This is a genomic window from Bacillus suaedaesalsae, assembly GCF_016890225.1.
GTDB lineage: Bacteria > Bacillota > Bacilli > Bacillales > SA4 > Bacillus_BS > Bacillus_BS suaedaesalsae.
In genome coordinates this window covers 23,288-46,965 of record NZ_JAFELM010000007.1, presented here as the reverse complement: position 1 = coordinate 46,965, position 23,678 = coordinate 23,288, and the positions used below count along the sequence as shown (strand labels likewise).

At 38.9% G+C, this 23,678-nt stretch carries 18 protein-coding genes and 2 pseudogenes; 3 read left to right on the top strand and 17 right to left on the bottom strand.

Annotated features, from left to right (window positions below; translation table 11 throughout):
- Both JR050_RS01035 and JR050_RS01030 read right to left on the bottom strand, forming a co-directional pair.
- A pseudogene (locus JR050_RS01035) lies at positions 1–1,183 on the bottom strand (IS1182 family transposase); the annotation flags it as partial.
- Between the two features lie 299 nt (positions 1,184–1,482).
- Entirely contained in the window at positions 1,483–1,890 is a 408-nt protein-coding gene (locus JR050_RS01030) for a DUF4395 domain-containing protein (RefSeq protein WP_204201658.1), read from the bottom strand.
- 100 nt (positions 1,891–1,990) lie between these two features.
- On the opposite strand from JR050_RS01030, the gene JR050_RS01025 reads away from it, so the two are divergent.
- Positions 1,991–2,215, top strand: a complete 225-nt coding sequence (locus tag JR050_RS01025; RefSeq protein ID WP_204201657.1) for a hypothetical protein — start codon at positions 1,991–1,993, stop codon at positions 2,213–2,215.
- 159 nt (positions 2,216–2,374) lie between these two features.
- Complete coding sequence (locus JR050_RS01020; RefSeq protein ID WP_204201656.1) at positions 2,375–3,226, top strand: AraC family transcriptional regulator; 852 nt, start codon at positions 2,375–2,377, stop codon at positions 3,224–3,226.
- A 127-nt stretch (positions 3,227–3,353) separates the two neighbouring features.
- Here JR050_RS01020 and JR050_RS20645 read toward each other — a convergent pair whose 3' ends face one another.
- The 8 genes and pseudogenes from JR050_RS20645 to JR050_RS00985 all read right to left on the bottom strand — a co-directional run bounded on the left by JR050_RS20645 (position 3,354) and on the right by JR050_RS00985 (position 12,043).
- Positions 3,354–4,466: an ATP-binding protein gene (locus tag JR050_RS20645; RefSeq protein ID WP_346726687.1), complete on the bottom strand. Its 1,113-nt coding sequence runs from the start codon at positions 4,464–4,466 to the stop codon at positions 3,354–3,356.
- Positions 4,464–4,649: pseudogene (locus tag JR050_RS20640) on the bottom strand (GAF domain-containing protein); the annotation flags it as partial. The gene JR050_RS20645 and the pseudogene JR050_RS20640, both read right to left, overlap by 3 nt.
- Positions 4,650–4,682: 33 nt before the next feature.
- Positions 4,683–4,880, bottom strand: a complete 198-nt coding sequence (locus tag JR050_RS01010; protein WP_204201654.1) for a hypothetical protein — start codon at positions 4,878–4,880, stop codon at positions 4,683–4,685.
- A gap of 244 nt (positions 4,881–5,124) precedes the next feature.
- A complete protein-coding gene (gene gatB, locus JR050_RS01005; protein WP_204201653.1) occupies positions 5,125–6,555 on the bottom strand; it encodes an Asp-tRNA(Asn)/Glu-tRNA(Gln) amidotransferase subunit GatB in 1,431 nt (476 codons plus the stop codon).
- A gap of 12 nt (positions 6,556–6,567) precedes the next feature.
- Positions 6,568–8,019 carry an Asp-tRNA(Asn)/Glu-tRNA(Gln) amidotransferase subunit GatA gene (gatA, locus tag JR050_RS01000; RefSeq protein ID WP_204201652.1) on the bottom strand — a complete coding sequence of 484 codons (1,452 nt, stop codon included), beginning with the start codon at positions 8,017–8,019 and terminating at the stop codon, positions 6,568–6,570.
- Positions 8,020–8,032: 13 nt separating this feature from the next.
- The gene (gatC, locus tag JR050_RS00995) at positions 8,033–8,323 is read right to left on the bottom strand and encodes an Asp-tRNA(Asn)/Glu-tRNA(Gln) amidotransferase subunit GatC (RefSeq protein ID WP_204201651.1); all 291 of its coding nucleotides are present in this window, start codon (positions 8,321–8,323) and stop codon (positions 8,033–8,035) included.
- 232 nt (positions 8,324–8,555) lie between these two features.
- Positions 8,556–10,055, bottom strand: a complete 1,500-nt coding sequence (gene putP, locus JR050_RS00990; protein ID WP_204201650.1) for a sodium/proline symporter PutP — start codon at positions 10,053–10,055, stop codon at positions 8,556–8,558.
- Between the two features lie 1,247 nt (positions 10,056–11,302).
- Positions 11,303–12,043 (bottom strand): sulfite exporter TauE/SafE family protein, encoded by a 741-nt coding sequence (locus JR050_RS00985; protein ID WP_204201649.1) that lies wholly within the window; start codon positions 12,041–12,043, stop codon positions 11,303–11,305.
- Positions 12,044–12,175: 132 nt separating this feature from the next.
- Here JR050_RS00985 and JR050_RS00980 point away from each other — a divergent pair, with 132 nt between their 5' ends.
- Positions 12,176–13,201 (top strand): serine hydrolase domain-containing protein, encoded by a 1,026-nt coding sequence (locus JR050_RS00980; RefSeq protein WP_204201648.1) that lies wholly within the window; start codon positions 12,176–12,178, stop codon positions 13,199–13,201.
- Between the two features lie 143 nt (positions 13,202–13,344).
- Here JR050_RS00980 and pruA read toward each other — a convergent pair whose 3' ends face one another.
- The 7 genes from pruA to JR050_RS00945 all read right to left on the bottom strand — a co-directional run bounded on the left by pruA (position 13,345) and on the right by JR050_RS00945 (position 23,260).
- On the bottom strand, positions 13,345–14,892 hold the full coding sequence (pruA, locus tag JR050_RS00975; RefSeq protein ID WP_204201647.1) for an L-glutamate gamma-semialdehyde dehydrogenase: 1,548 nt from the start codon (positions 14,890–14,892) through the stop codon (positions 13,345–13,347).
- 133 nt (positions 14,893–15,025) lie between these two features.
- Entirely contained in the window at positions 15,026–16,210 is a 1,185-nt protein-coding gene (locus tag JR050_RS00970; RefSeq protein ID WP_204201646.1) for a CamS family sex pheromone protein, read from the bottom strand.
- Between the two features lie 13 nt (positions 16,211–16,223).
- On the bottom strand, positions 16,224–18,227 hold the full coding sequence (gene ligA / locus JR050_RS00965; RefSeq protein ID WP_204201645.1) for an NAD-dependent DNA ligase LigA: 2,004 nt from the start codon (positions 18,225–18,227) through the stop codon (positions 16,224–16,226).
- A gap of 83 nt (positions 18,228–18,310) precedes the next feature.
- Complete coding sequence (gene pcrA, locus JR050_RS00960) at positions 18,311–20,539, bottom strand: DNA helicase PcrA (RefSeq protein WP_204201644.1); 2,229 nt, start codon at positions 20,537–20,539, stop codon at positions 18,311–18,313.
- A 97-nt stretch (positions 20,540–20,636) separates the two neighbouring features.
- Positions 20,637–21,329 (bottom strand): heptaprenylglyceryl phosphate synthase, encoded by a 693-nt coding sequence (gene pcrB, locus JR050_RS00955; RefSeq protein ID WP_204201643.1) that lies wholly within the window; start codon positions 21,327–21,329, stop codon positions 20,637–20,639.
- Positions 21,330–21,623: 294 nt separating this feature from the next.
- Positions 21,624–22,637, bottom strand: coding sequence for a DUF3231 family protein (locus JR050_RS00950; RefSeq protein ID WP_204201642.1), 1,014 nt, complete (start codon positions 22,635–22,637; stop codon positions 21,624–21,626).
- Between the two features lie 128 nt (positions 22,638–22,765).
- A complete protein-coding gene (locus tag JR050_RS00945) occupies positions 22,766–23,260 on the bottom strand; it encodes a hypothetical protein (protein ID WP_204201641.1) in 495 nt (164 codons plus the stop codon).
- Positions 23,261–23,678 lie beyond the last annotated feature (418 nt).

Genomic DNA, 23,678 nt, shown 5'->3' with positions numbered 1-23,678 from the left:
GCATATATCTCTTTAACTTCCTCGTGATGACGAAGATGTTCTGCTTCCTCCACATACGCTTCCCACACATGACGTTGTATAAGCTTTTGATGATTCTACTCTGTGTACATTGAGCAAGTAAAGGACAAGTCGAACAGTAATGTGGGTCAGACTTGTATTGACGATAACCTTCCTTAGTGGTGGTTGAATAGTTTAGTATCTGTCCTTTCGGACATATATAGCAGTCATAGTGCTCATCGTATACGTAATCATGTTTCCTAAAGTATCCTTCTTTTGTTCGTGGGCGTGTATATGGAAATGCCGGTGTAATGTCATTTTCTATTAGATATTGTGCAATGGCAGGTGTTTTATAAGCTGTATCAGCCGCAACTGCTTTTGGTTTACCAATTGACTCTTTCACTTTCTCTACTAAAGACTCAAGAAGATTACTATCATGAACATTTCCAGCTGTAACTGTTGAACCTAATACAAAACCTTTTCTGTCTGCATCTGCATGAAAGGAGTAAGCGAACTGTTTCGTGCGTTCATCCTTAACATAGTATCCACTTTCCGGATCTGTTGTACTTTCTTTGATCTCTTTCATCTCTTCTTGGTCAAATTTATCAGGTGGAAAAGGTGGTTTATCATGGTCTTCACGATCTTTATTAATTTCTTCTTGTAGTCGCTCCTGGTAAGCTCGAGTTTCTTTCCGCACAACTTTCTTTTCGAATTTCCGCTTATTAGCACTAGCTTTTACATGTGTTGAATCAACAAAGACGTGTTCAGCACTAATCAATTTCTTATCAGCTGCTTCTTTTAAGATTCGATAAAAGATTTGTTCAAATAAGTCTGTATCTTTAAAACGTCTTTCATAATTTTTACCGAAGGTAGAGAAGTGAGGGATCTTATCATGAAACCCATAACCTAAAAACCAACGATTTGCCATATTTGTTTCTATTTCGTCTATAGTCTTACGCATTGATCGAATACCGAATATGTATTGGATAAATGCCATTTTTACTAAGATAATTGGGTCAATACTTGGGCGACCAACTTCAGAGTACATATCTTTAACAAGAGGATAAATGAAAGAAAAATCAATTGCCACTTCAAGTTTGCGTACTAGATGATTGGCAGGAACAAGTTCATCTAAAGCTATCATTTCGATTTGATCTCTTTGTATAGAATTATGTTTCGTTAGCATAATGTCACCTCAATTATTATTCTTTTTTTATTTTAAAATAAGAAGATATTATAGAACAGAATGAATTTAATAACCGATTGAAGTGGAATGGCACTCGACTCCTGCGGGAGGCAGTGGGACAGGTGAGACCCCACAGGCGGAACGGAGAGGAGGCTCACCGCCCACCCCGCGGAAAGCGAGTGCCATGGAGCGGAAATCACCTTGTCTTACAGAGAACTTCATAAAAATAGAAAAAAGACTGCAGACAACTCGATATTATCGAGTTTGTCTACAGTCTGAAGATGCCTAGTGTAGGCATCTTAACTATTTATTCTTTTATATTTCCACATCATATAACGATAACGAATCGTACATCCTATACAGTAACCACATAAAGCTAAGCCTGCAGCAAAAATCACCATACCACCAAAAACATAACCAACGATTGATGCTCCAAGGAAAAAGCTGATTACTGCGATAGCCAGACAGATTGTCGCAATCCACTGGTTAAACAATTGCTGATCTTTGTCTTCCTGAACATATGAATCAGACGATTTTTTTAACAAGCCTCTACTCATTTTAATCACTGGGTTTTGCTTTGTTGCAAGTGTGATAATTCCATTCATTAGGGGGAGAAATAATATATATGGACTAATAAGTAGCCCTACTAACGCTGTTACTACGATAAAAAGCTGATTGATTTGAACCAACGGCTTGGGTATTCCCATTTTTAAAACTCCTTTTTATTACATACTATACATATAGTATTGGTTGGTTATACGTTATATGTCAATTATTTTGTATTTTCTGCAAAGGGGAAGTTCATCAATGAAGGAAATAGAGGAGAACTTTAAAAGGTGGAAGGAAAACAATGAGCTTATCTACGTAGATATGATGAAACAAAAGAAAGGCCGCCAGCGTTTATATGGCAGATTACTTGATTATGATGTGAAAAAGCAATTCATACAGGTATATAATGACGATGAGAAATCCGTTTACAATTTTTCCTTTGAAGAAGTTGATGATATCGGATCTACGAAGAGGTATAACTGAGTGCTGAATTTTTCAGTACTCTTTTTCTTTTTAGAGGAGGATTTGAAGGTTATGGAGAAATACTCTGTAACCTTTTTCATTTACCCTGTCAGAGAAGAGCATTTCATGACAGGTTTTCTTTATAGAACGCTAGTAGTATGTAATTAAGGAGTGAGTGACATGGCATGGGTGGAATCAATCCAAAAGGCAATTGACTATATTGAAGATCATTTGCAGGAAGACTTAACAATGGCAGTTATCGCGAAGCAAGCGAACTCATCGGAATTTCACTTTCAACGAACATTTATGATTTTGACTGATTTGTCCGTAGGAGAGTATATTAGGCGCCGCCGGTTGACGTTAGCTGCAAAAGAGATAACGACAACGAATTGCAAGGTGATTGATGTCGCCTACAAGTATGGATACGACACTCCTGAAGCTTTTTCAAAGGCATTTCGAAGACAGCATGGTGTATCTCCAAGTGAAGCACGGAAGTATGTAGGAAAACTAACATTTTATGAACGCCTGAAAATTCAGGTGATTCTGAAGGGAGCAGAACCTGTGAAGTACAATGTGATTGAACGTGAAGCATTTAAAATCATCGGTGTAAAAAAAGAGTTTTCATATGCAAATGGGGAGAACTTAATCGGTATTCCTAAGATGTGGGATGAAGCGAATGATAACGGAACGAGCAGTACTTTATTTAAGGCAAATAACGGGCAAATTAAAGGCGTACTGGGGGTATGTGCAGCGACTAACCAAACTCAGATGGATTATTGGATTGCAGCAGAGCGAGAAGGTGATACACCTGAAGGGTATAGTAGTTTAGAAATCCCAGCTTCTAAATGGGTTGTATTCGAAGTTAACGGTGCCATGCCGGATGCGATGCAAAAGGTATGGAAGGAAATTTTCTCAGAGTGGTTCCCGACTAGTGGCTACAAGCATGCAGGTACACCCGAGTTAGAAGTTTATCCCGATGGAGACCCGTTCTCTCCTAACTACTATTCTGAGATTTGGATTCCAGTACTGTAAAAGGCAAGGTATATTAGTATCGTAAGCTTCTTTCTCCGTTATCGGAGGAATCATTACTTGAAGTTGAGATGGAGAGTTATATACCGATTGTTTCATAGAAAACGAACCTTAAGCCCGAGTTATCTAATTATATTAGTATATACTCGGGCTGTTCATATATTGGTAGTGTAATCGTAAAGGTTGTCCCTTTATTTCTTTCACTTTCTACTTTTACGGTTCCTTGATGATTTTGAATGATGTTAAAGCTCACCATAAGACCAAGCCCTGTACCTTCTTCTTTTGTTGAATAAAAAGGCTGTCCAATTTGATTTATCTTTTCTAAAGGAATCCCTACACCATTATCTTTCACAGAAATCTCTATGTAGTTTCCAGCTACTTTTACTCCCACCTCAACGACCCCACCAGTTGGGAGAGCCTCGACCGAATTTTTGACAAGGTTAATAAACACCTGTTTCATTTGGTTACTATCACAGTTGATAAAGAGATTTTCCTCTTGGATGTCGAGTAAGAGTTGCGTATTATTCATATTTGCCTGTGTTTCTAAAATAGAGATGACATCCGTTATGATTAATCCAACTAGTTCAGGTTTAAAATTCACATCTTGTGGCTTTGCTAAAAGAAGTAATTCACTAACAATTGATTCAATTCGAATTAGCTCATCACTCATAATCTGAATATACGTTTCTTTTTCGTACCCGTCTCCAATTAATTGCAGAAAGCCTTTAATTGAAGTTAACGGATTTCGAATTTCATGTGCAATTCCTGCCGCTAATTGACCTGCAAGTGAGAGTTTTTCAGATTTAAGAATAATGTCTTCTGAATTTCTTCGCTCGGTAATATCAATAAATGTAACAACCCCTCCTGTGATTCTTCCTTTTTCCAAGATTGCATTTGCACGGTATTCTACCGGGAAATGATGTCCATCTTTGGAATAAAAAGATTCATGAGAAATAGACCTTGTTTTTCCGTCTATTAATGTCAGTAGCAATTCAGATTTATCCTCATTATTAAGAAATGTTGAAGTAGGAGTCTTCCCTATTAATTCTTTTTCTTCATAATTTAATAAGTTGGTAGTTGCCGGATTACAGAATGTAATACTCCCGTTTATATCCAAGCCAAATACACCTTCAGATAATGAATTTAAAATTAATTCACTCTCATGTGATAGGCGATCTAGATCTTTTTCAATTTGAAATTTCGATGTCTCCAATTCAACGACATATGTTAGAAAGGTAGACATCGTTTGAAGAAGCTTAATATCTTCTTCTGTAAAAGAATATGTTTCTGTATCAAAACAACATAAGTTTCCATACAAACTACCATCCTGTTTGAAGATAGGAACACCAAGGAAGCTCTTTATTTTTAAGTCCTTCGTTATGTCCATGCTACATGCTTGATCATGTAATGATGTATCATTTATGAGTAGTGGTTCCCGACCACTTTGAAATAAGAGGTGTCAGTAGGCATCATAAACAGAAATCTTGATTCCCGCTTCTGCAAGTATTTCTTTTTGATTAAGAACACTTATAAAATAACTGCTTGTCTCATCAATACTCGTGATACAGAATGTATTAACATGAACCATCCGGCTAATTAACTGCAAAATGTTATCTCCAGCCTCTTCTAAACTGTTATAAATCACTGGTAAATGCACTATATCCCTCCACCCCATATTTACTTACCATAACATAAGTTGTGACAATTTTGTTGAAATATCAGAAAACTTAACTAATACTGAGGTTACTTTCTTCCCTTTTCTTCTCTCTGGAACATTTGACTCAGGCGGGATGGGTGCTGAAGATGGATTAAGAATACAAAACTACAAAAGATACACTCAAAATTTTATGCTTACTTAAACTGCAAGAAAAAAGCACCATTCCTTTGAATGGTGCTTCACATTACCTTTTATTCATTTCATCTAAAAGAATTTTATTGACTAACGGCGGGTTGGCCTGCCCCTTCGTTTGCTTCATCACTTGACCAACTAGGAAGCCGATTGCACGGTCTTTTCCGTTTTTGTAGTCATCGATGGATTGTGGATTTTTATCCAACAGCTCCACGATCATTGTACGAAGTGTACCTTCGTCTGAGATTTGAACTAAGCCTTGATCCTTCACGATTTGTTCTGGATCTCCACCTTGTTCTACAAGCTCTTTGAATATTTTCTTCGCAATCTTTGATGAAATGGTGCCATCTTGGATAAGCTTGATCATTTTCGCTAAGCTTTCTGGAGTTAATGCTAAATCTTGTAACTCCTTTTGCTCTGCATTCATGTAAGCCGACACTTCTCCCATTAACCAGTTTGATGCAAGCTTTGCATCTCCTCCGGCTTGAACGGTTGCTTCAAAGTAGTCAGACATTTCCTTTGTAAAAGTTAAAACATTTGCATCGTATGCAGGTAAGCCTAATTCTTCGACGTACCGCTTTTTACGGGCATCTGGAAGCTCAGGGATTTCAGCACGAATGCGCGCTTTCCAGTCATCATCAATGTAAAGGTGAACTAAGTCTGGCTCCGGGAAATAACGGTAGTCATCTGAACCTTCCTTAACACGCATCAGTATTGTTTCTTTCGTCGCTTCATCATAGCGACGAGTTTCCTGACGAATGACTCCACCAGACAGAAGTACCTTTGCTTGACGCTTCTCTTCAAATTCAAGTCCTTTTTGAACGAAAGCAAATGAGTTTAAGTTCTTAAGCTCTGCTTTTGTTCCAAACTGTTCTTGCCCCATTGGACGAAGAGAGATGTTCGCGTCACAACGAAGTGAACCTTCTTCCATTTTACAATCTGAAACGCCTGTATATTGAATGATTGATTTTAACTTTTCAAGGTATGCATACGCTTCTTCAGGTGTACGAATATCCGGCTCTGATACGATTTCAATAAGTGGTGTACCTTGACGGTTGAAATCAACTAACGAGTAGCCGTCTCCTGTATGTGTCAGCTTCCCTGCATCTTCTTCTAAGTGAAGACGTGTGATCCCAATACGCTTCTTTTTTCCGTTTACTTCGATCTCAATCCAGCCGTTTTCTCCGATTGGCTTATCAAATTGAGAAATTTGGTATGCCTTCGGGTTATCAGGATAGAAATAATTTTTCCGGTCGAACTTCGTGTCTGTTGCAACTTCACAATTCAGCGCCATCGCAGCCTTCATTGCGAATTCAACAGCTTTTTTATTCAAAACTGGTAACACTCCTGGGTACCCTAGCTCGATTACACTCGTCTGTGTATTAGGGGCCGCACCGAAATGGTTCGGACTGTTCGAGAAAATTTTTGATTCGGTTTTTAATTCAACGTGGACTTCAAGCCCGATTATCGTTTCAAAATTCATACTATAGCCCCCTTACAACGCTGGCTTTTGCTTATGATGGTCTGTTGCTTGCTCGAATGCATGCGCAACACGGTATAACGTTGACTCATCAAAATGCTTGCCGATAATTTGTAATCCTAATGGTAATCCGTTCGAGAATCCGCATGGAACTGAAATAGCCGGTACTCCAGCAAGGTTTACTGGAATTGTTAAAATGTCGTTAGCATACATCGTCATTGGGTCTTTAGTCTTTTCACCAATTTTGAAGGCCGGTGATGGAGTAGTTGGTCCAATGATAACGTCGTACTTCTCAAATACTTTTTCAAAATCTTGTTTAATTAATGTACGTACTTTTTGCGCCTTTATATAGTAAGCATCATAGTAACCTGAGCTTAGAGCGAATGTTCCAAGCATGATACGACGCTTTACTTCGTCACCAAAGCCTTCGCTGCGAGTTTGCTTGTATAGATCGATTAAGTTTTTCGCATTGTCAGAACGAATTCCATAGCGAACACCGTCAAAGCGTGCTAGATTTGCAGAAGCTTCGGATGAAGACAATAAGTAATACGTTGCAAGAGCATATTTAGAGTGAGGCAGTGATACTTCTTCCCACGTTGCTCCGAGGCTCTCTAATACTTTTAAGGCAGCAAGAACGGACCCTCGAACCTCCTCTTGAACACCTTCTGCTAAGTATTCTTTTGGAACAGCAATCTTTAAGCCTTTTACATCTCCTGTAAAAGATGAAAGAAAGTCTGGTACTTCTACGTTTGCAGAAGTTGAATCCATTGGGTCGAGACCTGAGATTGTTTGCAGTAGATAAGCATTGTCTTCTACGTTACGAGTTATCGGTCCAATTTGATCTAGTGAAGAAGCGAATGCGACTAGTCCAAAACGAGATACACGACCGTATGTAGGTTTTAATCCAACTACACCGCAATAGGCAGCAGGCTGACGGATGGAACCTCCTGTATCAGAACCTAGGGAGAAAAGTACTTCTCCAGCTGCTACTGACGCTGCAGATCCACCACTAGAACCACCTGGAACATACTCTGTATTCCAAGGGTTTCTCGTCGGGAAGAAGCCCGAGTTTTCGTTCGAAGAACCCATTGCGAATTCGTCCATGTTTAATTTCCCAATTGTGATGGCTTCAGCAGCCTTTAGCTTGTCCACTACTGTTGCATCATAAATCGGGTCAAAGTTTGCTAGAATTTTACTCGAACATGTCGTACGAAGGTTTTTCGTTACGATGTTGTCCTTTACACCGATTGGTAATCCGAAAAGAAGACCACGTTCAGTTTTTGCAGCGTTATCGAGCTCTTTGGCCTCGGCTCTTGCTGCTTCTTCGTTCAGTGTAACGAACGCTTTCACCTTATCTTCAACTGCATTGATTCTGTTATACGAAGCATCAATCACGTCAGTTACTGAGATTTCTTTTTTATGTAGTAGTTTATGTAATTCTGAAATTTTATGATCTAATAACGACATTATGGAACCCCCTCTACTCTAGAATTGCCGGAACGCGAACTTGTCCATCTTTGTGATCTGGTGCATTTTTTAATACTTCTTCGACAGGTAGGCCCTTTCCTGGCTTGTCCTCTCTCATGACGTTCTTCAAATGCAAGACATGAGTAGTTGGTTGTACGTTGTCTGTATCAAGTTCATTCAACTGCTCTGCAAACGTAATAATTGCATCCAGTTGCTTTTGGAATTGCTCTGCCTCTTCTTCTGTTATCGCTAAACGTGCTAAATGAGCAACGTGCTTAACTTCTTCTCTGGAAATGCGTGACATTTTCCCTTCACCTCCGAATGAATCATCACCAATAATATACTGATAATAACAAAGTTCTTCTGCTTTAATCAACTTGCGTGGATGCTTTAATTCTCTAAAGTAACGGGGGCCTGTCCCCCACCGCTTTAAAGCGATGGGGGACAGGCCCCCGTTACGGTAGTGCGTTAAAGTCTTTGCTCATAAAAATACCACGCTCAAAAAGGAGCGTGGTATTTTTACTTCATTATTATATTTATGCTCTCGCTGCTTCATCAAATTCTGCTTTTATTTCTTCACTAGGCTCTCTGTCTAGTAAACTGAATACCATGATCGCAATCCAAGCCAGGATGAAGCCTGGTACGATTTCGTATAGACTGAATGGAATTACTGCTTCCTTAATAACTTCTCCTGCTTCATTAAGCTCAGGAGTGGATAGTATTTTCCAAACAACAACTGTTACTGCCCCTACAATCATACCGGCAAGAGCTCCTCTACCTGTCATGCGCTTCCAGAATAATGCTAGAATGATAACCGGTCCGAAGGCTGCTCCAAAGCCTGCCCAAGCATAACTTACTAATGATAGTACTGAACTATCTGGATTTCCTGCTAACGCTATTGCAATAAGCGCAATTACGATTACAGCAGCACGACCGATCCATACTAGTTCCTTTTCACTTGCTTCTTTGCGGAAGACTGCACGATAAATGTCTTCTGCAACAGCACTTGAAGAAACAAGCAACTGTGAATCAATGGTACTCATAATCGCTGCTAGAATTGCCGCAAGTAGAATTCCTGACACCCACGGATTAAATAAAACGTCCGCAAATTGGATAAACACTTGCTCTCCATCTGGTAACGGATTACCTGAGAAGTAAGCAATTCCGGCAAAACCTGTGAAGATCGCTCCAAATAACCCAAAGACCATCCATGTCATTCCAATAAAACGTGCCTTTGGAACATCCTTCACTGATTTAATTGCCATAAAACGAGTTATGATATGCGGTTGACCGAAATAACCTAGTCCCCATGCTAAAAGCGAGATAATCCCCAGTGCAGTCATTCCTGAAAATGCATCTAAGTACATTGGATCAATTTCTCCTACTTGCCTTACCGTTTCACTGTATCCACCAAGCTGAGTAAACGCAACAATTGGTACGATAATTAAGGCCAAGAACATTAAAATACCTTGGATAAAATCTGTCCAACTTACTGCTAAAAATCCACCTAAGAACGTGTAAGAAATAATAACAATAGCACCAATCCATAATGATTGTGAATAACTTAAACCGAATGATGCTTCAAACAGTTTTGCTCCCCCAACCATTCCTGAAGCTGTGTAAAAAGTAAAGAATAATAGAATAACTAACGCTGAGATCATACGAAGAATTTTTTTGTGATCGCGGAAACGATTTTCTAAGAAGTCTGGTATGGTAATAGAGTCGTTTGCTTTTTCAGTATAACTACGAAGTCTCTTCGCAACAAACTGCCAGTTTAAGTAAGCTCCAATTGTTAAACCAACTGCAATCCATATTTGGTTCATTCCTCCTGCAGCATAAACTGCACCTGGTAAACCAAGTAATAACCAACTACTCATATCCGATGCACCTGCACTAAGTGCCGCTACACCTGGTCCTAATCTTCTTCCCCCTAAAACATAGTCCGATAGATTACTAGTTAGCTTGTAGGCTGCAATCCCTATTGCAAGCATCCCAATTAAATACACAATAAAAGTTATTAACGTTGCCGTGTCCATCTACTCTCTCCCCTCTTTTACATATGAAATGGTTGATAATACAACAGTGGCTAACATCGGTACAAAAAGCCAAAATAATGTGCCTGCTGAAATCGACAAGCATATCACCTCCCCTATCATTCGTATGCGTCTCTATGCACCCGTATTCATTACCCAGAATTTTTAGGAAATAAACAGAACTGAGTGAACGCAAAATAAACACTTAGATTTATCAAGGTTTTTAGTATAACACACCAGATTGCATAGGTCATATTTCACCGTGTTATGAATTTACTTGTTATGTATAATTATTCATTAATTTCATCTTTTTATAACTCTCAGGCACGATATAGGCTATATCTATACATTTAAATTTATAAAATTAATGTTCGGATTTTGGTGATTTCAGGGGACGTTTGAGGACAATTTGACTATGATTTTAGAGGTGATTTTTATGATAGTTAACAGAAAAAATATTGTTTTTTTTGGAGAAACACAAGCTGATTTTTAACAATATGTGTAATTTTCCACTTACAAAAAGTCTGTCTTTAATTTTATGAGCCGATCACTATCACTTTTGAGCCCAAATGATCATTATATGAGCCTAGCTTTAAATTTATGAGCCCAAATGAAATTTTATGAGCCTTCCCCTAAAAACTGGAAAAACTATATTTTCTACTACAAAACAAATGCGACCCCGTTTTACCTAAATTGGTAGTAACGAAGTCGCCTATACTATCTCAATATCCACTTTTTCCATCCTTTCTAAGTAATTCGGAAAGAGAACTTATGTTATCCCGGCATCATGCGCTATGCCTGCCTTCGCCTTTCTCTATACATTGGAATCACCTTTTCTTAACGTTTTGCCATACCGATAGATACATAGTTTTTAACTTCTTGTTTTAAATCAATCGCATCACCCTTTCTTGGTAAGTAGTTGTGGTAGATCCCCATGTACCATTTGTACATTTCGCCTTTCACTCTGTCACTGGAATCACTTCCTTTCTTTTTGTTCATTTATGGTTTACCGTATTGTGTATGCTTCAATTTGCATCACCCTTTCTGTTTGGCTTGGTTTTATATTATTATATATTCTGTTTATTGTAAATATTCGAAATATTTAATTTTTAACTATTTTAGTCGCTTTTTGACGTGTAAGCTTCAATTTTCTCTATTTTTCTAACTTTCTTGGGCCTTTTCAAAGAAAATTCGGGTGGTGCCAGGCACCACCCGAATTTTGTCGAAAAGAGTACTTCCCTCCCAGCACTCTAAAAAGTTCTCACCATAACTTGTCCAATCAACATAAAAATGATTGTGATTAGTAGTGTCCTCGCTAATTTCAACGGGATCTTCGGTAATGCAGCTAAACCAACTTGTGTACCGAGTGCGGATCCAATCGCCAGGGCAATTGCATAATGCCAATCAACAAAACCTGTGTGATAAAAGAGAATAAATGCACCCGCACAGCTTCCGAAATTCATTACCCTTGATAGCTGTGCAGCTTTTACATACGAAAACTGCTGACGCATGAAGTGTATGATTCCAAAAGTAGAGGACCCCGGACCAAAGCCACCATCATAAATCGCAATAAAAAACGGAATAACCTTACTAAATGGGGTTTGATTCTTCAGAGTCTCTTTAGCATCAGAAACCCATTGTTTATTTTTCATGGTAACGAATAAAGAAAAAACTAAGAGCACTAATGCGGTAATGTTCATCGTTTGCTCACTGACACTCGTTGTAATGAGCGCACCGATTATTCCACCCACAAATGCACTAGCAACCAGTGCAATAAGTGCCTTTAGCGTAAATAATTTATATTTTATTAAATACAGGACACTCGTAAACGATGCCACTCCTGAGGAGAACTTATTCGTCGCGATTCCCACTTGAATCGGAATCCCCATTAACATCATTGCCGGCAACGTAATAATTCCCCCGCCTCCAGCTAATGTCCCAATAAACGCTGAAACTAAGCCTAATCCGACTAACAAGAGAAATGACGTCATTTAAACCATCCTAACCTACATTAAAATTCCCTTCCCCATCATACTGGAAAAGGGCGGATAATTCCAATCCACTCACTGGACATTAAATTACTAGAATATGGTAAAATTGATTCATCAATAGAAAAGGAGAATATGATGCTTACATTAATTGAACGAATAAATCATTTACAAGAGTCGCTTCAATTTTCAGGATCAGTTCTTGTCAAAAATCAAGAATCTATCTTATTTGAATCTAGTTATGGGTACGCGAATCGGTCTGAGCAGATTAAGAATCATCGTAACACACGTTTCGGAATTGCTTCTGGGTGTAAAGTATTTACGTCCATAGCGATATGTCAGCTTGTTGAGAAAGGAATTCTAACATTTGACACACCACTAATAGATTGCCTTGACGTAGATTTCCCTCTCTTTGACAAGGAGATTACGATTCATCATTTGCTCACACATACATCAGGAATACCAGATTACTTTGATGAAGAAGTAATGAGTGATTTTGAAGAGTTATGGGTAAGTAAACCGATGTATCATATTAGAAGATTGAAAGACTTCTTACCTTTATTTCAAAATGAAAAAATGAAGTATCAGGTAGGAGATCGTTTTCACTATAATAATGCAGGATATATCGTACTAGGCTTGATTGTGGAACAAGCTACTAATCTGGAGTTTACTGAGTATGTGGAACAGCACATTTTTCAGGTTACGGGAATGATAGATTCAGGGTATTTTTCGTTTGATTGCTTACCGACTAGGACTGCAACTGGATATATCGACCTTGAAGATGGATCGTGGAAAACAAATATCTACTCATTACCTGTAAAAGGTGGTTCTGATGGTGGTGCATTTGTTACGACACTGGATATGACGAAGTTTTGGGAGTCATTATTTTATGGTCGTTTATTAAGGGAAGAAACGTTAGAAAAACTTCTAATACCTCATGCAGAATCTAGTGAAGGTGAGTGTTATGGGTATGGTATTTGGATTCATACCACAAGTAATAAAGTTGTGAAGTATCATGTAATGGGCTATGATCCCGGTGTAAGCTTTCACTCCGCCTATTATCCTCATGATGAAACAATCATAACTGTCTGCTCGAACCAGTCGTCAGGCGCTTATAGAATGACGAAGGAAATCGAAGATACGTTAACTCTACTAAAATAACATGTTCTTGCTTTTCACATGGGTCGGTGGTGATCTTCTCATCAGGAGTCAAGCACCCTCCATTAAAACAACGATTGCTTCAGGATCAAAACACATCAAAAATAAAAAAAATCTCCTCAAACATAGAGGAGATTTTTTCACTTTTATAGCATTTCTGAAGTTGTCTTTGCTTGCATGTGTAGTACTAGGTAGTCTGGTCCACCAGCTTTTGAGTCTGTACCTGACATGTTGAATCCGCCGAATGGTTGGTATCCAACGATTGCACCTGTACATCCACGGTTGAAGTATAAGTTACCAACGTGGAAATCTTCACGTGCTTTTTCGATGTTTGCACGGTTGTTAGAGATTACTGCACCTGTTAGGCCGTATTCTGTGTTGTTTGCGATTTCGATTGCGTGATCGAAGTCACGAGCTTTACAGAATGCGACCACTGGTCCGAAGATTTCCTCTTTCATTAGACGAGCATCTTCTGCAACGTCTGCGAAAATTGTAGGCTTTACGAACCAGCCTTTAGAGTCGTCTCCTTCTCCACCAGTCATTAGCTTACCTTCTTGCTTACCAATCTCAACGTAGCTCATAACTTTATCAAATGCTGCTTGGTCGTTTACTGGACCCATGTAAGTACCATAAACGCTAGCATCACCGATTGATAATTCGTTTGTTAATTCAACTGCACGAGCTAATACTTGATCATATACATCTTCATGGATAACTGCACGAGAACATGCTGAACATTTTTGTCCAGAGAAACCGAATGCAGATGTAACGATTGATTTAGCCGCTAATTCTAGATCAGCTTCCTTATCAACTACGATTGTATCTTTACCGCCCATTTCAGCGATTACACGCTTTAACCAAATTTGGCCTTCACTTAATTTAGAAGCACGCTCATAAATACGTAGACCTACGTCACGAGATCCTGTGAAGCTTACAAAACGAGTACGTGGGTGATCGACTAAGTAGTCTCCAACTTCTGCTCCGCTTCCTGGAATGAAGTTTACAACACCTGCAGGAAGTCCTGCTTCTTCTAGTACTTCCATGAATTTCGCTGCAACTACAGGAGTTGTACTAGCCGGCTTTAATAATACTGTGTTACCAGCTACTAAAGCAGCAGTCGTCATACCTGCCATGATTGCGAACGGGAAGTTCCATGGAGAAATAATTACACCTACACCAAGTGGTATGTAGTTAAAACGGTTATATTCAATTGGACGGCTTTCTACTGGCATGCCATCCTTTAATTTTAACATTTGACGGCCGTAGTACTCTAAGAAGTCAATTGCTTCTGCACATTCTACGTCAGCTTCCATCCATGATTTACCTGCTTCTTTTACTAAAATTGCAGAAAACTCATGCTTGCGGCGACGAATGATTGCAGCTGATTTGAAAAGAATATCAGCACGCACCTCAGGCTTTACTTTACGCCATGTTTTGAATGTTTCGTCTGCTACTTGCATTGCTTTTTCAGCTAGCTCTTGAGTAGCTTTTGAAACTGTACCAATTACTTGCTCATGATTTGCTGGGTTGACAGATACAATTTTCCCTTCAGTTGAGATGCGCTCTCCACCAATAATTAAATCGTAATCTTGTCCTAAATATGACTCAACAGTTGCAAGACCAACTTCAAAATCCTTCTTGTTTGCTTCTACTGAGAAATCTGTAAATGGTTCATGTTTGTAAGGTACTACCATTGATTCCTACCCCCTAAATTTTTCATTAGCTTTCAGAAAAATATGATACTTTTCCATTATGAAAAGCGTTTTCATCCTACTTCCTTATTCTAACTGAGTACTCTTATTCTTTCAAACCTTTCAGACTAAAAAGTTATTGATAAATATGAACATATGGTTCTTCCATATCAACTTCTCTTACGATCAACGCCTCTGGCCCATCAATAGATGAAATATAGCATTTTACTGTAAAGTAATTCGGGAAATGCTCCATAACAAGACCCGTCACATATTGTGTAAAGCCAACAACTTCCGCTTTCCCATAAAACTGCATCGGAATTTCGATTGTTAACTCAGTTAACTGTTCATCCAGGTAGTAGCCTCGTCCAATTACCCCTGTATAGTTCGGGAAATAATCGTCGATTTCAGATTTGAAATTCAACATTCTCGTGTTGTCATCACGGTAATCCTTTTGTGCATCTTTACCTGGTAATAAATAATAGGCTTCCTTCACGACATTCCACTTATCAATTGTGCTGTTCTTCCCTTTCACTTCTGTATAAGCAAAAAAGCTACCTGGAACGACTGATTGTTTTTCTTCAAGCATAAACAATCCAATTACGACAGGAACATTTTCTAACCCTTCAATCGCACGGATTCGCTTCAACACTTCATTTGCCAGTTCTTTTCCATACTGTTCTATTTTTGCCTCAGGAATAACATACTCTCTCGGATAACCATCTTCTTGCTCATAGTAATGAACAGAGTTCAATGCAAGACCTATTGAAATTCCACTTAACTCCGCTTTACCTTCCGCGTCTTTTTTCAGGTAGTTTTGTTCCATGATGTGAGATAAATAAATCGGCGCAGCTTCATTTTTGTCTTTAGCCGTGCCCTCTGTTACTTTGATTGGATTTAATCCTAAGTTCTTAACTTCTTTCTTCTTACCTTTCTGTTTCGCAAGCTCACTTTCAACTTCGGCATCTGACATTTTTCTTTGCAGCCAACTGCCTACCGTTTCCCCGTCTAAATACTGTCCATCTTGATATAAATAATCATCAGATGGAAACGTATTTTGTGAAAGACGCATTAATCCTGTTTCAAATTCATCAATATCGAGTCGGTTGTAAATTCCGCTTACAACTCTACCTCTCGCCTCACTTGGATTAAAAGGTAATACTGTTCGATAATATTGATCCGAAATTTTATATTTAGGAACAATCGCGGTTTCCTGTGAGTTTTCGGTCTCTTGAACAAGTTCTTCATCCTTTTCAAACTGAGGTACACAGCCACTCAATAAGAGAATTGTTCCGATGATGAATATCCCTAATCTCCTCATCCCTTTTCACCCCTTACTTTTTTAGTTCTTCAACTAATCTTGCCTCATCCCATATTTCCACGCCGTGCTTTTGAGCCGCTTCTAGCTTTGATCCTGCAGCTTCACCCGCAATTAATAAATCTGTTTTCTTACTCACACTTCCAGAAACCTTACCACCAAGAAGTTCAATTTTCTCCTTTGCTTCATTGCGTGATAAAATTTCAAGCTTACCTGTTAAAACAACCGTTTTACCTGCAAAATACGAATCAATGTCTGCAACATTCACCGCTTTCGGTCCGTTGTAGACAAGGTTAACACCTAGATCACGTAGTTCAGAAATAAGTTTTTGTACTTCCGGATTATTAAAATAAGTTGCAACCGATTCGGCCATTTTATCACCAATTTCATTAACCGCTACAAGCTCATCAACCGTTGCTTCTTGCAGTCGTTCAATTGTTTCAAACTGCTGAGCTAACGTCTTCGCTGCCTTCGCGCCAACATGTCTAATACCAAGACCGAATAAAAGCTTTTCAAGTGAGTTCGATTTAGATGCTTCTATCGAGTTAATTAAGTTTGTGGCCGATTTATCCCCCATTCTTTCTAGTTGAATGAGTTGATCTTTCTCAAGACGATAGATGTCTGCTACATCTGAAATTAACTTTTCTTCAAAAAGCTGACTAATTACACGTTCTCCAAGGCCGTCAATGTTCATCGCATCACGTGAGACGAAGTGAATGAGTCCTTCACGAATTTGTGCAGGACACATTGGATTAATACAACGCAGCGCCACCTCACCGTCAAGACGAACGAGTTCACTCTCACACTCCGGGCAATGTGAGGGCATAGAAAAGTCTATTTCTTCACCGGTTCTACGTTCTGTTAACACTCCTACCACTTCAGGAATGATGTCGCCAGCTTTCTTGACGATTACTGTATCTCCAAGCTTTATGTCTTTCTCACGAATTAAATCTTCATTATGTAGTGATGCTCTTTTTACAACTGTGCCTGCTACTCGTACCGGTTCTAAAAGTGCTGTAGGTGTGACTACACCTGTTCTTCCAACACTAAGTTCGATATCGATAAGCTTCGTAACGACTTCTTCAGCCGGGAACTTGTAGGCAATTGCCCACCTAGGACTTTTTGCTGTGAAACCTAGTTCATCTTGTTGCTCTAGTGAATCTACCTTAATGACAATTCCATCAATCTCATATGCTAAGTTAGGACGCTTTTCTTGCCATTTTTGAACATACTCAATTACTTCATCAATGCTTGCACATTTTTGACGCTCAGGGTTTGTTTTGAAACCTAGTTCATGAAGTAAGTCTAGACCTTGGCTATGTGAGGTTACACCAGTAGAACCAACGTTACCAATTCCATACACGAAAATATCTAGATTACGCTTAGCTGCAAGCTTCGGATCAAGTTGACGAAGAGAACCTGCTGCAACGTTTCGTGGATTTGCGAAAAGCTCTTCTCCTGCAAGCTTCTTTTGTTCATTTAGTGCTTCAAAAGACTTCTTCGGCATATACGCCTCACCGCGCACCTCTAAACTGTATGGTTTCGTTAATCGCAACGGAATCGAACGAATCGTTTTTAAATTTTGCGTAATATCTTCACCGATAGACCCGTCACCACGTGTAGCTCCTTGAACGAACAAGCCGTCCTCATAACGCAAAGAAACCGCTAGACCGTCGATCTTCAGCTCACACATGTATGAAACTTGATCACCGACACCTTGGCGCACTTTGCGATCAAAGTCACGTAAGTCTTCTTCATTAAAAGCATTTCCTAAACTTAACATTGCCGTACGATGTTCTACTTTTTCAAAAACAGATAATGCCGCTCCGCCAACACGCATAGAGGGAGAATCCGCTGTTAAAAGATCCGGATTCTCTGTTTCTAAACGGATCAACTCATGTAGGGCATTGTCATATTCACTATCTGGTACCGTAGGCTGATCGAGTACATGGTATTCATAGTTCCATTTATTTAAAAGATTTCGAAGCTCTTCAATCCTAGCATGCAGTTGCTCAGACATATTTTCATCTCCCTATATGTACACTTTTTCACTTTAAAGCACTGGGGGACAGGCCCCCGATGCTTTAAAGTGGTAAAGAGGTATTATACCTTTTCAATTGGAGCGAATTTCGCTAGTAATCTCTTGATACCGATCGGACTTGGGAATGCGATATCTAACTCTTTCGCTTCACCTTCACCCTTTACGCTTACTACTGTTCCTACGCCCCACTTCTTATGCTCTGCCTTATCGCCAACATTCCAGCCGATTGCTTCTCCACCTGTTGTTTTTGCAACTGGGCGCATAACCGGTTGACGTCGTTCAGCTGGACGAGAGAAGCTGCCAGAACCTGAGCCCCCGAACGGTGACTTCTTCTCTTCTTCTACATTTGCTGATTCTAATAAGTCAGTAGGAATCTCTGAAATAAAACGAGAGACTGGATTCATGTTCGTACGGCCGAATAATGTACGCATTTGAGCATTTGTAATATATAGGTTTTGCTCTGCACGTGTGATTCCTACATACGCTAATCGGCGTTCTTCTTCCATTTCTTCCTCATCGAATAATGAACGACTGTGCGGGAACACGCCTTCCTCCATCCCCATTAAGAACACGACAGGGAATTCTAGCCCTTTCGCCGCATGCAGTGTCATTAAAATCACGTTACCTTGATCTTTGTCCTCATCTTCGTCTAGTTTATCAATATCAGCAACTAATGCTAAATCTGTTAAGAATGCAATTAAACTTTTATCTTCTGTATTTGCTTCAAAGTTCTTCGTTACAGATAAAAATTCATCTAAGTTTTCTAAGCGTGCTTCTGCTTCAAGTGTTTTCTCATTTTTTAACATGTCACGGTAGCCTGTTTTCTGTAACACTTCTTCTACTAATTCAGTTACAGATAAAAACTCCTGCATGTTCACCCAGTTCCTCAACTGGTCACGGAATTCGACTAAAGCGTTTGTCACCTTCCCGCTTAGCCCAATTAACTCAACCATTTGGAGTGCTTCATAAATTGACATATCATGTAGAGCCGCATAGTTTACAATCTTATCAAGAGTTGTCGCACCAATTCCACGCTTCGGAACGTTAATAATACGCTCTAAACTAATATCGTCATTTGGGTTTGCAATTAGACGTAAATACGCAAGGATATCTTTTATTTCTTTACGATCATAGAACTTAGTTCCCCCGACAATGTTATAGGAAATGTTCGACTTTAGCAGCACTTCCTCCATTACACGGGATTGTGCATTTGTTCTATAGAGAACGGCAAAATCAGAAGCTGTTCTTTGTCCTGAGTTCATCAATTGCTTAATGATTCCTGCGACGTAGTAACACTCGTCTTGCTCCGTTGAGCCTCGATAGTAAACAATCTTGTTTCCATCATCATTCTCAGTCCAAAGCTTTTTCGGTTTACGATTCCCGTTCTTCTCGATTACTTCGTTAGCCGCTTGCAAAATTCGCTTTGTGGAACGGTAGTTTTGCTCTAGTAAAATAACCTTTGCTCTAGGGTAGTCTTTCTCAAAAGATAAAATATTACTAATATCCGCACCACGCCAGCGGTAAATCGACTGGTCAGAGTCCCCTACTACACAAAGGTTTTGGAAACGACTAGCCATCTGCTTAACAAGCATATACTGCGCTCTGTTCGTATCTTGATACTCATCCACATGAATATATTGAAACTTACGTTGATAATATTCCAATACTTCTGGAACTCGCATAAATAACGTAATCGTAGTCATTATCAGGTCATCAAAGTCTAACGCCATATTTTTGCGTAATCTTTTTTGATAGTCTTGATACACACTAGAAACGATACTTTCATACGGACCTGCAGCCGTTTTCGCATATTCTTCTGGTGTAATAAGTTCATTTTTTGCGCTACTAATTGAACCTAGCATACTTCTAGGCTCAAATTTTTTCGTATCTATATTACGATCTTTCATAACATTTTTAATTACTGATAATTGATCAGTTGTGTCTAAGATTGTGAAGTTACGGCTATAACCTAAGCGATCAATGTCACGGCGAAGAATACGCACACACATGGAGTGAAACGTTGAAATCCAAATTTCCTCTGCTGCTCCGCCGACAATTTTTGAAACACGATCCTTCATCTCACGAGCTGCTTTATTCGTGAACGTGATCGCTAAGATGTTCCATGGTGCTACTTCCTTCTCAGCCATAAGGTACGCTATTCTATGAGTTAACACTCTTGTCTTACCACTACCTGCACCGGCCATAATCAGTAATGGACCGTCTGTCGCCTTTACTGCTTCTTGTTGCTCAGGATTTAACCCGGATAGTAGCTTATTTGATAAATATTGCATATTTACACCGCCCTACAATTATATAAAGTGAAACTATCAAATCAGTGGATATAACGAACATACGTTCCTTAATCATACATAATCTTACACTAGAAAGCTACCCTATTTCTTTTACAGCTGTTACTGTTTTAAGTGCTTCTGTTACATTTTCATATAGTAAGTTACCTACTACGACAGTGTGAGAAGCTTGTGCCATTTCTTTAGCCTGCTCTACAGATTGAATTCCTCCACCATAAAACAGTCTTGAATGCTCAAGCTCTTCCTTTACTTTCTTCACTAATTGAGGGTTTCCATAGACCCCGCTATATTCTAAATAAAAGATTGGTAAGCGAAATAGCTTGTCTGCTAGTCTAGCATACGCAATTACTTCATCGTCTGTTAAATGAGTGTTTGCGTTCGATAATTGCGCTACCTTCGAATCAGGATTTAATACACAGTATCCTTCTGCTACAATCTCATCAAAGTTCATGATGTCACCGTATTCGACTAGTGCTTCATGCTGCAGACCAACAATCCATTTACGATCTTCACTATTTAAAACAGATGGGACAAAATAATAATCAAATCCTGGTGTGATCGAATCGATGGTCGAAACCTCTAACGCGCACGGCACAGAATAACGTCTCACTCGAACTAACATATTCAACACATTATCTTCCGTAATTCCGTCACTGCCACCAACTATAATAGCATCTGTCCCGGATTCACAAATACGCTCTAACTCTTCGTCACTAATCTCTTTATTCGGATCTACTTTAAATACATGTTTCCATTCTTTTATATCGTACATGAGGTTTCCTCCAAAATTCATTTCCATTAGACCATTATAACAAATTGAACATAAAATCTCCCTCCTATATGACGGGAATTTGTTGGTAATTTTATTAGAAATTCAGTAGTGCTCAAGGGAGTCAGGAATAGCCATATGGTCCCTAGGTTTTTTTGACCCAGATAGCCTGTTTCTTGTGCTAGTGTTTTTTTATACGTTTCAGCAGCTTGCTTTCCGCAGGAGCAAGGAACCTTCCACTTCAATAATTACTTCAAAATCACGATGCCAATAAAAAAAGCAGCACCCATTAAGGTACTACTTCATCTTTTTCATTATCCCATCACGATCAATGGACATTGGGGGTTGTTCAAGCCATCCGTGTTCAATCGTTAACTTTGCTCCTTTTTCAGCAAATCTTCCAATTTGAGCACTTAACTTCCCATACAATGCGCCGAGGTCTAACCGTTGGCTAGCCGACATGCTAAGACCATAGTTTCCAACACCTGCAGCTGTTGCTAACCCTCCATGAAAAAGCATTAACTTATCCGAGAATGCCGGCTTCGCAGCATCCGTTACTTCTGGATTCCAAGTTGGCGGAAACGAAAGTGAATCCTTTGCCAGTATTTTAGTGAATGTTTCGAGATGACTAGTTGCAATTTGTAGCCCGTCTTTAAAGTAGTTTTTCAATTTCTTTTCCTCAGCAGTTTGACTAAAAGCAGTCATTAACGCCGAACCCAACAGGTTTGTCTCAATATTCATATAAATATTTGTGATTTCAATGGAGGATAAAGGACGCTCTTGTCCAAACCACTCTACTAAAAATTCTTTATTTGAAACAAAATCTACTTGTTTAGGTATCGGAACTTGAGGAGGGCGTTGAGCTAATCCCTTTTCGAGCATTAAATTAGTCGTCTTATTGAATAATTCTGTGTCTTCATGAAGTGCATGCATGAAGTAACTCCTAACATCTTCACGATGAGACATAGAGAACGCTAGCGTATAATTTGCCATTGCCCCGCGTAACGCTTGTTGTAAATAGTAGGTATAAAATTTATCCGAGAATAATCGTGGCCCATTTAAGTAAACATCTTGTGGTCCGAAACCCTTTGGAATAGGGAACTCTACTGACTCGAATAATTCCTTTGCCTGCTGTGTATGTCTTTCTGCTAACGCTAACCCTTGCTTAATAAGGTTTTCAATATCCGGGTCGTCAATGTGTTGTAGGAAATGTTTAAACATGCAGATAATTAATGTGTCACCTATGTAATTTTGCCATAAGAAAGACATTTCAGATGTTGATAAGGTTACGCTTTTATGTGAAATTTCCAATCCTGCTCCCACCTTTTAGGTCACTTTTTGTTTATATAGTGTCCTATTTCGGGAAATTTTATTTTTAAAAAATAAGATTTGATTAAAAAGTAATAAAAAGAAAGCAGAATGAACCTGCCTCCTATTCACTATATTATTTTATATTGAGGATCGACCATTTCCCCTTTAATCCACTCATCTATCTTCGCAATAGACACTTCACTTAAATGTATAAGCGCATGTTCCTTGTGCCCTGATGTTCGGTTATAAAACGGAGCTGTTATCGTATGAAGCATCCAATCTTTATAATGTGCAGTTAGAATCAAATCTGACTCACGAATTGAAAAATGTACACGCTTTATAATCGGATAGTTATCCCAGACAACTCCCTCAACCTTTCTAAACGTAAAGGGCATAACTTCCCACTTTTTCACCTTTAACTGTTCTTCAATATATCTCTTTTCCTCTTCATTGATTAAAAGATTAAATACTTTATTTGTAAGGAAAATTGAGACTTCAGACAACCTATTATTTTCGAACGAAAAAAATATCTCTTGATTTTGAGAGACGCTGTTGGAAATAAACATTCCACCTTCCGCATCATACTCAACCACTTTTTGAACTTTTACATATCGATTTTCCATATGTTATCCCCAATTTTCATGAATTTACTATCTAACAGTATGAAACTAATTTTTTGAACTTAATCAAATTACTTTTATACAAAATTCGACTTGTGCCTGGCACCGTGTCGAATTGTAAACATGAAAAAGCCCTCATTTCCCGTTAAAGGGAATGAAATTTCATTTTCGAAACGGGTTAAAACAAAGATGTTAATTCTATCGGGTGTTACTATTCAATTTTTTATATACCTTTGGCTAATAATGGACTTCTTTTATTATATTTGAAGTCAAAATGAATCCCTCATTCGGCGATAACACTTATAAATCAACGATTATATTCTAATTCGGCGATATTCAAACACTATTCGGCGAAAATCTGTAGTTATTCGACGATCTTCACATATATTTCGTCGATTTCCTCGTACGATTCGGCGACTAT